This window comes from Oceanibaculum nanhaiense (genome assembly GCF_002148795.1).
In the GTDB taxonomy this organism is placed as follows: Bacteria; Pseudomonadota; Alphaproteobacteria; order Oceanibaculales; family Oceanibaculaceae; genus Oceanibaculum; species Oceanibaculum nanhaiense.
This window is the reverse complement of sequence record NZ_MPOB01000009.1, coordinates 68,633-83,406: the sequence shown is the minus strand read 5'-3', so window position 1 is coordinate 83,406 and position 14,774 is coordinate 68,633. Positions and strand designations below refer to the sequence as shown.

Here is a 14,774-nt window from a genome sequence, read left to right as displayed (position 1 = left end):
GCTTTTTTATGCGGCGATCTTCGCCAGCTCGCCCAGCAGATGGTTGAGCCCGACGACGCGCTTGTCCGCCTGCCCCCAGGGGCGCTTGCAGACCAGCTTGTGATCGGGGCGCAGCTGCACGCTGCCGGCCTGCCTGGAGATGAACTGCACAAGGCCGCCCGGATTGGCGAAATGATTGTTGCGGAAGGACAGCACGGCGCCCTTCGGCCCGGCATCCACCTTGTCGATACCGGCCTGCCGGCACAGCCGCTTGATGGCGACGATCTGCAGCAGATTCTCCACCTCTTCGGGTAGCGGGCCGAAGCGGTCGATCATCTCGGCGGCGAAGCTGTCGATCTCCTGCCGATCCAGCAGCGTGGCAATGCGCCGGTAGAGGCCGAGCCGGACCGACAGATCGGCGACATAGGCCTCCGGGATCAGCACCGGCATGCCGATGGCGATCTGCGGCGTCCATTCCTCCTCGGCGGCGGCCGCGTCCGCACCGCTGCGCAGTTCGGCAATCGCCTCCTCCAGCAGATGCTGGTACAGCTCGACGCCAACCTCCTTGATATGGCCGGACTGTTCCTCGCCCAGCATGTTGCCGGCGCCGCGGATATCGAGATCGTAGGAGGCCAGCGAGAACCCCGCCCCCAGCGTATCCAGCGTCTGCATCACCTCCAGCCGCTTCACCGCGTTCGGCGTCAGCTTCATCTGCGGATGCAGTGTCATATAAGCGTAGGCACGGGTCTTGGAACGGCCGACCCGGCCGCGCAGCTGATAGAGCTGGGCCAGCCCGAACATGTCCGCCCGGTGGATGATCAGCGTGTTGGCCGAGGCAATATCCAGGCCGGATTCGACGATATTGGTCGAGAGCAGGATATCGAAGGCGCCGTCGGTGAAGCGTGTCATCACCTCTTCCAGCTCGCTGGCCGGCATCTGGCCATGCGCCACCGCCAGCTTGCATTCCGGCACCAGGTTGCGCAGCCGTTCCGACACCTTCGCCAGATCGTCCAGGCGCGGGCAGACATAGAAGCTTTTGCCGCCGCGATAATGCTCGCGCATGATCGCCTCACGGATGATCACGCTGTCATAGGGCATGACGAAGGTGCGCACCGCCAGCCGGTCCACCGGCGGGGTGGCGATGATGCTCATCTCGCGCACGCCGGCCAGCGCCATCTGCAGCGTGCGCGGGATCGGCGTCGCGGTCAGCGTCAGCACATGGATGTTGGCGCGGATTTCCTTCATCCGCTCCTTCTGCGCCACGCCGAAATGCTGTTCCTCATCGACGATCAGCAGCCCCAGCCGCTTGAAGGACACGCTTTTCGCCAGCAGCGCGTGGGTACCGACGACGATATCGACGGACCCGTCGGCGAGGCCCGCCTTGGCGTCCTTCGCGTCCTTCGCCGTGACCATCCGCGACAGCTGCTCGACCCGGACCGGCAGGCCCTGGAAACGCTCCCTGAAGGTCTTGAAATGCTGGCGCGCCAGCAGCGTGGTGGGCACCGCCACGGCAACCTGCATACCGGCCATCACGGCGACGAAGGCGGCGCGCAGCGCCACCTCGGTCTTGCCGAAGCCGACATCGCCGCAGACCAGCCGGTCCATCGGCCGGCCCGAGGCCATATCCGCCAGCACTTCCTCGATGGCGCGCAGCTGGTCGTCGGTCTCCGAATAGGGGAAGCGCGCGCAGAATTCGTCGAACAGCCCCTCGGCCGGGCGTGCCGGCTCGCCCTTGCGCAGCTCGCGTTCGGCGGCAACACGGATCAGCTTTTCGGCAATCTCGCGAATGCGCTGCTTCACCCGCGCCTTGCGTGCCTGCCAGCCGACGCCGCCAAGCTTGTCGAGCTGTGCGGCCGCATCCTCCGAGCCATAGCGCGACAGCGTGTCGATATTCTCCACCGGCACGAACAGCTTGTCGTTGCCGGCATAGATCAGCCGCAGGCAGTCGTGCGGCGCGCCACCGACCTCCAGCGTCACCAGCCCGTCATAGCGGCCGATACCGTGCTCCATATGCACGACCAGATCGCCCTCGGTCAGGGCCGAGGCCTCGGCGATGAAGGCGTCCGCCTTGCGCTTGCGCCTGGCCGGCCGCGACAGGCGCTCGCCCAGAATGTCCTGCTCGGCGATGACCGTGACGCCTTCGGCGGCGAAGCCCCGGTCCAGCCCGATGACCGCCAGCGCGACGGCGCCGCGCTCCAGCTTTTCCAGCTCGCGCCAGCCCTCCACCGGATGCAGCCCGTCGATGCCATGCTCGCGCAGCAGCGCCGACAGACGGTCGCGCGAGCCGGCGCTGACGGCGGCGATGGCGATCCGGCGCCCGCTGCCCTGCTCCGCCTTGATGGTATCGCGCACGGCGTCATAGAGGTTCAGGTCGGGCCTAGCGCGAGCCTCCGCGAAATCCGGACCAAGCCGGCCGCCGGCATCGAGAATGGCGCGGCCGGTCTCGTCCTTCTCCGCTTCCGGCGCCATGAAGGGCGAAAGCTGGATCGAGGCGCGCACCGCCAACAGCTTCGGCAGCGCCGCGCCCATCAGATAAAGATGGCCGGGCGGCAGCGGCTTATAGACCTGCCCGTCCTCGCCGCCGGCGCGCAGCATGCCGCGCCGCGCCTCGTAATATTCGTCGATCAGCCCCAGGCGCGCATCCAGCGCTTCCTGCGCCTGATGGTCGAAACTGACCGCGGCACCGGGCATATAATCGAACAGGGTTTCCAGCCGGTCATGGAACAGCGGCAGCCAATGCTCCATACCGACATGGCGGCGGCCGGCGCTGATCGCCTCATAGAGCGGATCGCCGCCGGTTTCCGCCCCGAAGGCCTGGCGGTAGCCGTGACGGAAGCGCTGGATCGAGGCCTCGTCCAGGAAGATTTCCCCGACCGGCTTGAACAGGATGCGCTTTTCCTTGCCGACGGTGCGCTGGGTGACCGCATCGAAGCTGCGGATGCCATCCACCTCGTCGCCGAACAGGTCGATGCGCAGCGGCTCCGGGGCGCCGGCGGGATAGACATCGAGAATACCGCCGCGCACCGCATATTCACCCGGCTCACGCACCGTATCGGCGCGGATATAACCGTTGCGTTGGAAAAAGCCGATCAGATCGTCCAGCTGCACCCGCTGGCCAACCTCGACCGAGAGCACCGCCCCCTCGAAGCTGGCGCGCGCCGGCAGCTTCTGCAGCACCGAACTCACCGTGGTCAGCAGGATGCGGCCGCCCTTCTTTTCGGCGGGCAGCAGCAGGCGAGTCAGGCTGTCCACCCGGCTGCTCAGGATCTCGCCATTCGGCGAGGTCCGGTCATAGGGCAGGCAGTCCCAGGCCGGCAGCTGCAGCACCTCGCAATCGGGCGCGAAGAAAGCCAGAGCCTCGGCAAGCGTGGCCATGCGCGCATCATCGACGGCAACATGCAGAATGCCGTCCCCTCCCGCCTCCCGCGCCAGGCGGGACAGGATCAGTGCGTCATACCCTGCAGGCGCCCCGAACAGCGCAGTACGGCCGGGGGCGTTCAGTGTTTGTTTAAGTGATTTCAAGACCGTGAATCGACAAATTTAAAGTTACGCAGCATCTCCAGAACATCGGAATTCATGCCAGGCGGCGGCTCGGACAGGCCCATGATCCAGCCATACAGCGCCGGATCATTGTTCATGCCGAGCAATGCCTCATAGCTGTCGAGCTGCGCCTCGGTCATGGAATCGAGATGCTGCTTGGCGAAACTGCCCAGCAGCAGATCCATTTCCTTGATGCCGCAATACCAGCTGCGGTACAGCAGGCGCCGGCGGCGGGTTTCCAACGGCTCTGATTGGGGTTCGGTCCCGGATGAGGGGCGATCCGACATTGGTGTCCTCCTTCTCGAAGCCTAGGATATAGACTTGAGGAGCGGCTCTGTCAGCCGTTCAATGGCATTTCATCCACCAACAGCCAGGCCGGTTGCGTGCGTCCCCAGATTCTGTTCCCGCTTTTCGCCGATGTCACCACCCTGCCCGGACTTGGCCCGCGCCTTGGCAAGCTGGTGCAGGGCGCCATCGGCCCGCATGTGGTCGATATGCTCTGGCACCTGCCCAGCGGCATTGTTGACCGCTCCTACACGCCGCGCATTGCCGAGGCGGAACCGGGCCGCATCGCGACCCTGACCGTCCGCATCGAGGGGCACATCCCCTCGCCCACGCCACGCCGGCCCTATCGCGTGATCTGCCGCGATGCCAGCGGCGATATCGATCTGGTGTTCTTCCACGCCCGGGGCGACTTCCTGGTCAAGCAGCTGCCGGTCGGCGAAACCCGTGTGGTCAGCGGCCGGGTGGAATTCTTCCAGGACCGCGCGCAGATGGCGCATCCGGACTATATCGCGAAACCGGAGGAAGCCGGCGAGATCGCCGGGGTGGAGGCGGTCTATCCGCTGACCGCCGGTCTGATGCTGAAGACGCTGCGCAAGGCGGTGCGCGGTGCACTCGACCGGCTGCCGGAGCTGCCCGAATGGCAGGATGCCGCCTGGCTCGCCCGGCAGCGCTGGCCGTCCTTCCGCGAGGCGCTGGAGAGCGTGCATGCGCCGCAATCCGAAGCCGACCTGCTGCCGCTGACCCCGGCGCGGCAGCGTCTCGCCTTTGACGAGCTGCTGGCCAACCAGCTGGCGCTGGCGCTGATCCGCGCCCATCAGAAGCGCCAGTCCGGCCGGGTGATCCGGGGTGACGGGCGGCTCCGTGCGCTGGCCGAGGGCGCCCTGCCCTTCTCTCTCACCAACGCCCAGCGAATGTCACTGGCCGAGATATCCGCGGATATGGACAGCGACAAGCGCATGCTGCGGCTGCTTCAGGGCGATGTCGGCAGCGGCAAGACAGTGGTGGCGCTGCTGGCGATGCTGGCCGCCATCGAGGCCGGCGGCCAGGCAGCCTTGCTGGCGCCGACGGAGATTCTGGCACGCCAGCATCTGGCGACCATCCAGCGGCTGGCCGCCCCTGCCGGTGTGAAGGTGGCGCTGCTGACCGGCCGCGAGAAGGGCCGGAACCGCGAAGCGATCCTGGCCGGCCTGGCCTCGGGCGAGACCGGCATCGTTGTCGGCACCCATGCGCTGATCCAGGAGGATGTCGTCTTCCGGGATCTGATGCTGGCGGTGATCGACGAGCAGCACCGGTTCGGCGTGCATCAGCGCATCGCTCTGTCCGGCAAGGGACGCGGCGTCGATGTGCTGGTGATGACCGCGACGCCGATCCCGCGCACCCTGACGCTGACCGCCTATGGCGATCTCGACGTGTCGCGCCTCACCGAGAAGCCGGCGGGCCGCAAGCCCATCGTCACCATCGCCAAGCCGACCGAGGCCCTGGAAGAGGTAACGGCGGCAGTCGAACGGGCGCTGAACGCCGGCAACAAGGTCTATTGGGTCTGCCCGCTGGTCGCCGAATCGGAAGCGCTGGACGTTGCCGCCGCCGAGGAGCGCCATGCCGCCCTCGCCCAACGCTTCGGTGCGCGCGCCGGGCTGGTGCATGGCCGCATGAAGGGGGCCGACAAGGACCGCGTGATGGAGGGCTTCGCCGAGGGCGGCATCGATCTGCTGGTCTCCACCACCGTCATCGAGGTCGGCGTGGACGTGCCGGCGGCCACAATCATGGTGATCGAGCATGCCGAGCGTTTCGGCCTTGCCCAGCTGCATCAGCTGCGCGGTCGCATCGGGCGCGGCGACAAGCCCTCGACCTGCATTCTGCTGTACCAGAAGCCGCTCAGCGAGACCGCCACGGCGCGGCTGAAAATCCTGCGCGAAACGGAAGACGGCTTCGTCATCGCCGAAGAGGATCTGAAACTGCGCGGCGCCGGCGATCTGCTGGGCACCAAGCAGAGCGGCATGCCGACCTTCCGCCTGGCTGACCTCGCCGCCCATGGCGAGCTGCTGCAGGCCGCCCGCGACGATGCCCGGCTGGTACTTGACCGCGATCCTGACCTGCAGGGCGAGCGCGGCCAGCGCCTGCGCGTGCTGCTCTACCTGTTCGAGCGCGACGCGGCAGCGCGCTATCTACGCTCCGGCTGAGCGGCAGCGGCTTCGTCACTGACTGGCTCCGGCAGTTGCTTGCGCGGGCGGGCTTTGACTTTACGCCCCTGCCCTTCCGACCAGGCCGGCGCCACGATGCCGCCCGAAACCACCATCTTGATGCCCTGCTCGATGCTCATGTCGAGATACACAAGGTCCTCGCCCGGCACGAACAGCAGGAAACCGGAGGTTGGGTTCGGGGTGGTCGGGATAAAAACGTTGATGACCTGAGCCTCGGTGCGCGCCTGCACCTCGCCGGTGGTGGCGCCGCTGACAAAGCCGATCACCCAGCAATCCTTGCGCGGATACTCCACCAGCACGACCTGGCGGAAGGCGTTGGACTGCTGCGCCAGCACCGCCTCCATGATCTGCTTCACCGCGCCATAGACGCTGCGTACCACCGGCAGCTGATTCACGACGGCTTCGCCCACCCGCAGGATCAGCCGGCCAACAAAACCGGCCGTCAGCGCGCCGATCAGGGTGATCGTGACCAGCAGCAGTGCGAGACCAATACCGGGCACGGAGAACGGCAGATAGGTCTCCGGATTGTAGCGCACGGGAATCAGCGGCATGACCTGCTTGTCGATGAAGTCGATCAGCAGCCAGGCGAGATAGATGGTCAGCCCGATAGGGGCGGTGATCAGCACACCGGCGAAGAAATAGGCGCGCAGCCGGCTGGTCATCGTCAGGCGAAGGCTGCGCTTCTGGCGCGGCGCGGCCTCCTCCTGGCTGGTTCGTGGGCTGGTTCGTGGATCGGTGTCGGGCATGCCGGTCGGCTCGGTGCTCATGAGGTTCGCTCGAAAAAGATCAATCGGGTCGGGAAAAGAACGCCATAAGGGCGTCCAGGGTTTCTTGCGGGGCTTCCTCGGCCAGGAAATGGCCGCTGGGAATACCATGCCCCTCGACATGAAGCGCCCGCTTCCGCCAGACGTCCAGAACATCGTACTTGCGGCCGACGAAGCCCTTCTCGCCCCACAGCGCCAGCACCCGGCAGCTCAACTTCCGGTGCATATCGGCTTCGTCATGCTCCAGATCGATGGTCGCCGCCGCGCGGTAATCCTCGCAGCTGGCATGGATCGTCGCCGGATCGGAGAAGCAGCGCTTGTATTCCGCCATCGCCTCCGGCGTGAAGGCCGCCCCGTCGCGCCCCCAATGGCCCATCTTGCGCTCCAGGAAAGTGCCGGGATCGGCACCGATCATGCGTTCCGGCAGATCATAGGGCTGGATCAGGAAGAACCAGTGATAATAGGCGGTGGCGAACTCCATATCGGTCGCCCTGTACATTTCATGCGTGGGGGCGATGTCCAGCACCGCCAGTTTTGTTACCCGGTCAGCATGGTCGATCGCCAGCCGGTGCGCCACCCGGCCGCCACGGTCATGCCCGGCCACCATGAACTCCTCGACGCCCAGCGCTGTCATCACCTCGGCCATGTCCTGCGCCATGGCGCGCTTGGCATAGGGTGCATGCCGCTCATCCGTCTTCGGCTTGGAGGAATCGCCATAGCCGCGCAGGTCCGGGGCGACCACCGTGAAGCGCTCCGCCAGCGCCGGGGCGATCTGGTGCCACATCGCATGGGTCTGCGGATAACCGTGCAGCAGCAGCAGCGCCGGCCCCTGCCCGCCGGTGCGCAGATTGATCTCCGCCCCACTGGTTTCGATCCGGTGCTGCGTGAACCCTTCGAACATGTCACCCCCACAATATATTGCTGGCGTCGCGCCATCCCGCTCCGGCAGCATACACGAGCCTGAACCGGTCTGCAGAGGGGATGAGAGATGGCGGCAAGCCTTGGCCAAGCCGTGCGGCACCACTGGAACCTGCGCGACGATATCATTTTCCTGAATCATGGCTCCTACGGCGCCACGCCGAAAGCCGTGCTGGCCGAGCAGCGGCGCTGGCAGGACCTGATGGAGGAAAATCCCGTCAACTTCATGCGGCGGGTGCTGCCGGAGGCGCTGGAGAAAGCGCGGGCCGATCTGGCGCGGTTTCTGCGCGCCGATCCCGCCGATCTCGGTTTTGTCGAGAATGCGACCGGCGGTGTGAATGCGGTGCTGCGCAGCCTGGACTTCGCAAAGGGCGATGAAATTTTGGTGACCAGCCATGGCTATAACGCCGTGAAGCAGACCGTTCATTTCATTGAGGAAAAGACCGGTGCCACGATAAAGATCGCCGAGGTGCCGTTTCCGCTGGAAGGCACGGACTCCATCGTCGCGGCGGTTAAGGCAAAGCTGAGCGACCGGACGCGGCTGGTGATCCTGGACCATATCACCTCCCCCACCGCAACGATCCAGCCCCTGCAGGAACTGATCGCCGCCTGCAAGAGCGAGAGGCGACTGGTGCTGGTGGATGGCGCGCATGCGCCGGGTATGCTGGATCTCGACGTACCGGCCATCGGCGCCGATTTCTACACCGGCAACTGCCATAAATGGCTGTGCGCGCCGAAAGGCTGCGCCTTCCTGTGGGTGGCGCCGGACCGGCAGGCTGGAATCCACCCCACCACCATCTCGCATCCGTTCAGGAAGGGCTTCGCCGAGGAATTCTCCTGGACCGGCACGCGCGACGCCAGCGCCTGGCTGTCGGTTGGCGCGACAATCGCGTTCTTCGACAGCATCGGCGGACTGCCCGCGATCCGCGCCTATTGCCGCGATTTGGCGACGGAGGCGGCGGAGATGCTGGCGCAAGCCTGGGGTACCGGGATCGGCACGCCGGCGCCCTTGCGCGGCAGCATGGCGACGATCCGCCTGCCCGACCGGTTCCGCGATGTACCGGCGCAGACGATCCTTGACGAATTGTGGGAGAACCACCGGATCGAGGTTCCGGTGCATCATTTCGGCGGCAATCCCTGGGTCAGAATCTCGGCGGCGCCCTACAATCACATACAAGAGTATGAGATTTTGCGCGATGCCGTGCTCGGCTAACGCGGCACAGCCAGCGGTCTCAGCTGCACCATCAGATCCTCGGCCATCGTTACCCCGGAATCGCTGACCGGCAGGCCGGCCCAGGCCAGCTTGCGCGCGACCCAGCTGTTGCAGGTGTTGAACAGGTGGAACTCCCCCCGCGCCGGGTAGAACAGGCTGGTCTCGTAAAGGCCGGGGGCAAGGCTGGCCGCACGATCCTGACCGGCGGGGCGCTCCATGGCGGCATCGATGCGTTCCACCAAGCGGCGCAGCCCCGCCTCGCTGATGCGAAAGCGCAGGATTTCCAGCTTCCCGCCCGCCTCCGGCAGTGCCGCACGGCCGGCGATATGCAATACCGCTGGCGTCGGCGTCAGCCCGGCGGCCAGCGCCATCCCCATCGTGGGGCGCGGATTGGGGTAATATTCGCGGTCGCCCCAGCCAAACTCCAGCCAGGCGGCAGCGGGAAAATCCGCCGCCTCGGGCAGCAGCCCCACCGGCAGGTCAGAGCGTGCCAGGATGATGCCGGCATGCCAGCCATTGCTGATGACATGAAGGGTCCGGGCCGGCGGTCCGTCGCGCGCGGCAATATCGGCCGGCACGCTGTCGCCGGAAGCGCAGCCAGCCAGAAGCAGCAGAAGGGAAAGGAGCCGCAGCAGCATGACCATACCTTAGCGGAAACGGTCATCGCGCTGGCGGAAATTGGTGAGTCCTGTGGGACTCGAACCCACGACCTACTGATTAAAAGTCAGTTGCTCTACCGGCTGAGCTAAGGACTCTTTGCACGATACGCACCAAGGTGCGTTCGGGTGCCGGCAACCTAGGCAAGCTTGCCCGCCCGGTCAATCCCTGTATGCACCCTATATGGGCAATTGAATTCAGGCGCGGGTCTCGACTTCCGGCGTGTTGTCCTTGGCGAAGCGGTGCATAACGCGCTCGGCAATGCGGGGCGGCACGAAGGAACTGATATCGCCGCCCAGAGCACCAATCTCCTTCACGAAGCGCGAGGAGATAAAATGGTGGCGTTCCGAGGCCATCAGGAACACGGTCTCGATCTTCGGGTCGAGGCGGGCATTCATGCCGGCCATCTGGAATTCATATTCGAAATCCGAGACGGCGCGCAGCCCGCGGATGATCAGCGAGGCATTCGCCGCCTGGCAGAAATGCATCAGCAGATTGCTGAACGACCGCGCCTCGATATGGCCGTACTCCCCCGTGTCATTCAGCGCGGCGATCTCGCCCCGAACAAGGTCAAGTCGCTCGCCAATGCTGAACAGCGGCCCCTTGCCGGCATTCTGGGCGACCCCGATGATCAGATGATCGACCATCTTCGAGGCCCGCTTGATGATGTCCAGATGGCCATGGGTGATTGGGTCGAAGGTGCCCGGATAGACCCCGGTCAGATGCTTATTCATCGCTCCCCTCCGATTCCGGCGCCGCCTCCCCTTCAGCAGCGTCGCCCTCGACTGCTTCAGCGGCGTCCTCGATCTCGTCGCCGATCTCGTCCTCCGCGGCACCGCTTTCCTCGGCCATCCAGGCCACCGAGACGATATGCTCGTCCTCGGCCACCCGGAACAGGGTAACGCCCTGCGTGCGGCGTCCGGCAATGCGGATATCGTGTACCGGGCAACGGATCAGCTGGCCGCCATCGGTCACCAGCACGATCTGATCGGTCTGCGCCACCGGGAAAGAGGCCGCCAGCTTACCGTTGCGCTCGTTCAGCTCCATATTGGCGATGCCCTGCCCGCCGCGTCCGGTAACCCGGTACTCATAGGCCGAGCTGCGCTTGCCGAAGCCTTTTTCGCTGACCGTCAGGATGAAGGCCTCGCGTGCGGCCATATCCTCGAACCGGGCATCGTCCAGCGAACCGCCGGCGCCAGCGCCCTCCTCGGCCTCCAGAACGACGGCCTCCTCAGCCCCCTCATCGCCATTCTGGCGCCGCAGTGCCGCGGCCCGCCGCAGATAGGCGGCCCGTTCGTCAGCCGTGGCCGCGACATGGTCAATGATCGACAGCGAGATGACCTGATCGTCATTCTGCAGCCTGATACCGCGCACACCCATGGAATCGCGGCCCTTGAACTCACGCACATCGGTGACGGCAAAACGGATGCACTGGCCATTGCGGGTGGACAACAGCACGTCCTGCTCTTCCGAACAGGGCATGACGCCGACCAGATGCTCGCCTTCGGCCAGTTTCATGGCGATCTTGCCGTTCGACTTGATGTTGGTGAAGTCGGACAGCGAGTTGCGCCGCACCGTGCCGGCCGAGGTGGCGAACATGACATGCAGCCCACCCCAGCTATCCTCATCCGCCGGCATCGGCATGATGGTGGAAATGCCTTCGCCCGCCTGCACCGGCAGCATGTTAACGATCGGCTTGCCGCGGCCCTGCGGCGTTGCCAGCGGCAACTGCCACACCTTCATCCGATAGACCATGCCGCGCGAGGTGAAGAACAGCAGCGGCGTATGCGTGTTGGCGACGAAGACGCGGGACACGAAATCCTCGTCACGGGTCGCCATGCCGGCGCGCCCCTTGCCGCCGCGCTTCTGCGCCCGATAGGTCGAGAGCGGCACGCGCTTCACATAGCCGAGACGGCTGACCGTCACCACCATGTCCTCGCGCTGGATCAGGTCCTCGATATCCTGGTCCAGTTCGCCTTCTTCCAGCGCGGTACGGCGCGGCGTGGCGAACTGATCCTTGATCCGCACCAGCTCCTCGCGCAGCACGCTCATCAGCTTCTCGCGGGACCCGAGGATCGCCAGATATTCCTCGATCTTGCCGGCGATCTCCTGGGTTTCCTCGACCAGCTTCTCGCGCTCCATGCCGGTCAGGCGCTGCAGGCGCAGTTCCAGGATAGCCTTGGCCTGCACTTCGGAGAGCCGGTACCTGCCATCGACCACGGCGCGGCCCGGCTCGTCGATCAGCGCAATATACGGCGCCACATCCATCGCCGGCCAGTCCGTCGCCATCAGCGCGGCGCGCGCCTCGGCGGCATCCTTGGAGGCGCGGATCATCTCGATGACGGGATCGAGATTCTGGATCGCCACCAGAAGACCGACCAAGATATGCGCCCGGTCCCGGGCCTTGCCCAGCTCATAGACCGTGCGCTTGGTGATGACCTCCTCGCGGAACTGCAGGAAAGCCTCGATGACCTGCTTCAAGGTCATCATCTCCGGCCGGCCGCCATTCAGCGCCAGCGCGTTCACGCCAAAGGAGGTCTGCAGCGGCGTATAGCGGTAGAGCTGGTTCAGCACCACATCCGCCTGGGCGTCGCGCTTGATTTCCACGACAACGCGCACACCGTCGCGGTCGCTCTCGTCGCGGATGTCCGAGATACCCTCGACGATCTTGGCGTTCACCACCTCGGCAATCCGCTCGATCAGGCGCGCCTTGTTTACCTGATAGGGGATCTCGCTGATCACCAGCGCTTCGCGGTCCTTGCGGATTTCCTCGACCGCCACGCGGCCGCGCATGATGACCGACCCGCGCCCCGTGCTGTAGGCCTCATGGATGCCGCGCTTGCCCATGATAATGCCGCCGGTCGGGAAATCCGGCCCCGGCACATGCTGCATCAGCTCTTCCATGCCGATCGAGGGATCATCGACATAGGCGCAGCAGGCATCGATCACCTCGCCCAGATTGTGCGGCGGGATGTTGGTCGCCATGCCGACGGCGATGCCGCCGGCGCCATTGACCAGAAGATTCGGGTATTCCGCCGGCAACACCGTCGGTTCGACGACCGATTCGTCATAGTTGGCGACGAACTTCACGGTCTCCTTATCGATGTCGCGCAGCAGCGCCTCGGCCGCCTTGGCGAGCCGCGCCTCGGTATAGCGCATGGCCGCCGGCGGATCGCCGTCCATCGAACCGAAATTGCCCTGCCCGTCGATCAGCGGCAGGCGCATGGAGAAATCCTGCGCCATGCGCACCATCGCATCGTAGATGGCGCTGTCGCCGTGCGGATGGTATTTACCCATGACGTCGCCGACGATACGGGCCGATTTACGATAGGGTTTCGTCCAGTCGTAGCCGCCATCCTTCATCGCATAGAGAATGCGGCGATGCACGGGCTTCAGCCCGTCGCGCACATCCGGAAGGGCGCGGGCGACGATCACGCTCATGGCGTAATCGAGATAGGAGCGGCGCATCTCCTCTTCGATGGAGACGGGCTTTACATCGAAGCCGGGGGGCGTTCCAGGAGGCGTCGTCGTGGACAAGGCGAAGGGAACTTTCCGTTGCGGGCGATGGTGGCTTAGCGGCGCGTCATTATGAGGCGCAATCTTGGCTTACCCCAAGATATTGTTGTTTGAGCAAGGTTTCTAGCATGTTTCGCGAATGCGAACAACGCCGCTGACGGGCTTGCGAAGCCGGCATCGCCTCGCCGCGTGCATTCTTAAGAGAGCCTTAAAGATTAGCGCCTATGATTTTAGTAGGCTCAGCGAAATCCAGGGCGAACCAGTGCCGCACGCCCTGTCAAAAAGCGCGGCAGGATTAAACTGATGGCTGATACGAAATTGATTGCCTCGCAGGATGGTGAAGGAGCCCAGCTCAAGAGTCTCCGTCCCGTCGATCTTGCCAAGGCCCTGGCACTTCACGAAAGGCTGCTGTCCGGCCGCCCCGGTGGCCGTCGCGCCCTGTTATCGGGTTTCCGGCTCGAAAACACCGATTTCAGCGCGCGTGACCTGCGCGAATCGGATTTCACCGGCGCCGCACTTTCCGGCAGCCTGTTCCGGCGGAGCAAGCTGCAATTCTCCAATTTCTACGCCGCCGATCTGCGCCGCAGCAACTTCAACGGCGCCGACCTGACACGCGCCGATTTGCGCGGGGCCTGTTTCCGCGCCGCCAGCCTGATCGGCGCCAATCTGATGGAAGCCGACATCCGCGAGGCCGTCCTGGCGCGCTACTCCGCCAACCGGATTCCCACGGTGGTCAGTCATGGCGACGGCCATGCCGACATGACCGCCATCAACGCCGAAGGGGCGAACCTAAGCAATGCGAAAATCGGCGGTTCCTTCACGCTGCGCGCCGATTTCAGCGAGGCAAACCTGTCCAACGCGGATCTGCGCAACGCCGATCTGCGGATGAGCAATTTCCGGAACGCCATCATGACCGGTGTGAACCTGAACGGGGTGAATGCAGCCGGCGCGGATTTCCAGGGCGCCGTACTCACCAATGCCCGCATTCACGACGCCAATTTCGACGGCGCCGACCTGACCGGCGCCATCCTCGACCTCAACCACCTCTCCTCGCCGGTTTTTGCCCGGGCGGTCCTGCCGAAGACGCCGGAAGCCTCCGATCTGGACCTGGAAGCGGCTCTGGACATGCACGAGATCTGGGTCAAGAGCGCGGCACGCCAGGGCAAGCGGCTGACGCTGGACGGCATCGACCTGTCGCGCTGCGACTTCGCCGGGCGCAGCCTGACCGCCATTTCGATGGCACAAGCCATCTTGCGCGGCTGCAATCTGACCGGGGTGGAGATGGCGACCGCCAATCTGGCACGCACCGACCTTCGCGCCGCCATCCTGCGCAACGCCGATCTGCGCGGGGCAAGCCTGGAACATGCGCATCTGAACGAATCGATCCTGGCCGGCGCCGATTTGTCGCCGCTGACCGATGTCGGCAGTTCCGGGCGATCCCTCAGCACGGACCTGCGCAATGCGCGGCTGGTGGGCGCCGACCTGCGTGGCGCCCGGCTGATGTATGCCAATCTTGCCGGCGCCGATTTGTCGCGGGCGAAGCTGGACGAGGCCGACCTCACCGGTGCCAATCTCACCGACGCCCGGTTCATCGGCGCGGATATCGGCAGCGCAAAGCTGCAAGGCGCCATTCTCGACGGGGTCGTCGGTCTCAGCTGAATCAGCTGATATCTGTTGCCGGGGGGAGGCGAAAGACGCCAA

The 14,774-nt window shown here is 65.2% G+C and carries 10 protein-coding genes and 1 tRNA gene; 3 read left to right on the top strand and 8 right to left on the bottom strand.

The features are described from left to right. Nucleotides 1–6: 6 nt before the first annotated feature. Together mfd and BKM74_RS15085 are read right to left on the bottom strand one after the other, a co-directional pair. Nucleotides 7–3,501, bottom strand: coding sequence for a transcription-repair coupling factor (gene mfd, locus BKM74_RS15090; RefSeq protein WP_086466541.1), 3,495 nt, complete (start codon nucleotides 3,499–3,501; stop codon nucleotides 7–9). Continuing rightward, on the bottom strand, nucleotides 3,498–3,806 hold the full coding sequence (locus tag BKM74_RS15085) for a succinate dehydrogenase assembly factor 2 (protein WP_086466540.1): 309 nt from the start codon (nucleotides 3,804–3,806) through the stop codon (nucleotides 3,498–3,500). Before BKM74_RS15085 ends, mfd begins: the two co-directional genes overlap by 4 nt. A gap of 96 nt (nucleotides 3,807–3,902) precedes the next feature. Here BKM74_RS15085 and recG point away from each other — a divergent pair, with 96 nt between their 5' ends. Then, entirely contained in the window at nucleotides 3,903–5,984 is a 2,082-nt protein-coding gene (gene recG, locus BKM74_RS15080; RefSeq protein WP_086466539.1) for an ATP-dependent DNA helicase RecG, read from the top strand. On the opposite strand, the gene BKM74_RS15075 is transcribed toward recG, so the two are convergent. Together BKM74_RS15075 and BKM74_RS15070 are read right to left on the bottom strand one after the other, a co-directional pair. Next, a complete protein-coding gene (locus BKM74_RS15075; protein WP_086466538.1) occupies nucleotides 5,966–6,772 on the bottom strand; it encodes a DUF502 domain-containing protein in 807 nt (268 codons plus the stop codon). The genes recG and BKM74_RS15075 overlap by 19 nt on opposite strands. Before the next feature lie 19 nt (nucleotides 6,773–6,791). Further along, nucleotides 6,792–7,670, bottom strand: coding sequence for an alpha/beta fold hydrolase (locus BKM74_RS15070; protein WP_086466537.1), 879 nt, complete (start codon nucleotides 7,668–7,670; stop codon nucleotides 6,792–6,794). Nucleotides 7,671–7,757: 87 nt separating this feature from the next. On the opposite strand from BKM74_RS15070, the gene BKM74_RS15065 reads away from it, so the two are divergent. After that, nucleotides 7,758–8,900, top strand: coding sequence for an aminotransferase class V-fold PLP-dependent enzyme (locus tag BKM74_RS15065; RefSeq protein WP_086466536.1), 1,143 nt, complete (start codon nucleotides 7,758–7,760; stop codon nucleotides 8,898–8,900). Here the strand turns inward: BKM74_RS15065 and BKM74_RS15060 are convergent. The 4 genes from BKM74_RS15060 to gyrA all read right to left on the bottom strand — a co-directional run bounded on the left by BKM74_RS15060 (nucleotide 8,897) and on the right by gyrA (nucleotide 13,094). Beyond that, entirely contained in the window at nucleotides 8,897–9,538 is a 642-nt protein-coding gene (locus tag BKM74_RS15060) for a DUF2459 domain-containing protein (RefSeq protein WP_176342558.1), read from the bottom strand. The genes BKM74_RS15065 and BKM74_RS15060 overlap by 4 nt on opposite strands. Before the next feature lie 41 nt (nucleotides 9,539–9,579). Continuing rightward, nucleotides 9,580–9,655 (bottom strand) — tRNA-Lys (locus BKM74_RS15055). Nucleotides 9,656–9,754: 99 nt separating this feature from the next. Next, a complete protein-coding gene (gene coaD, locus BKM74_RS15050; protein WP_086466534.1) occupies nucleotides 9,755–10,291 on the bottom strand; it encodes a pantetheine-phosphate adenylyltransferase in 537 nt (178 codons plus the stop codon). Next, entirely contained in the window at nucleotides 10,284–13,094 is a 2,811-nt protein-coding gene (gene gyrA / locus BKM74_RS15045) for a DNA gyrase subunit A (protein WP_086466533.1), read from the bottom strand. The genes coaD and gyrA overlap by 8 nt, the downstream gene beginning before the upstream one ends. Nucleotides 13,095–13,376: 282 nt before the next feature. On the opposite strand from gyrA, the gene BKM74_RS15040 reads away from it, so the two are divergent. After that, the gene (locus tag BKM74_RS15040; protein ID WP_086466532.1) at nucleotides 13,377–14,732 is read left to right on the top strand and encodes a pentapeptide repeat-containing protein; all 1,356 of its coding nucleotides are present in this window, start codon (nucleotides 13,377–13,379) and stop codon (nucleotides 14,730–14,732) included. The last annotated feature ends 42 nt before the right edge of the window (nucleotides 14,733–14,774 follow it).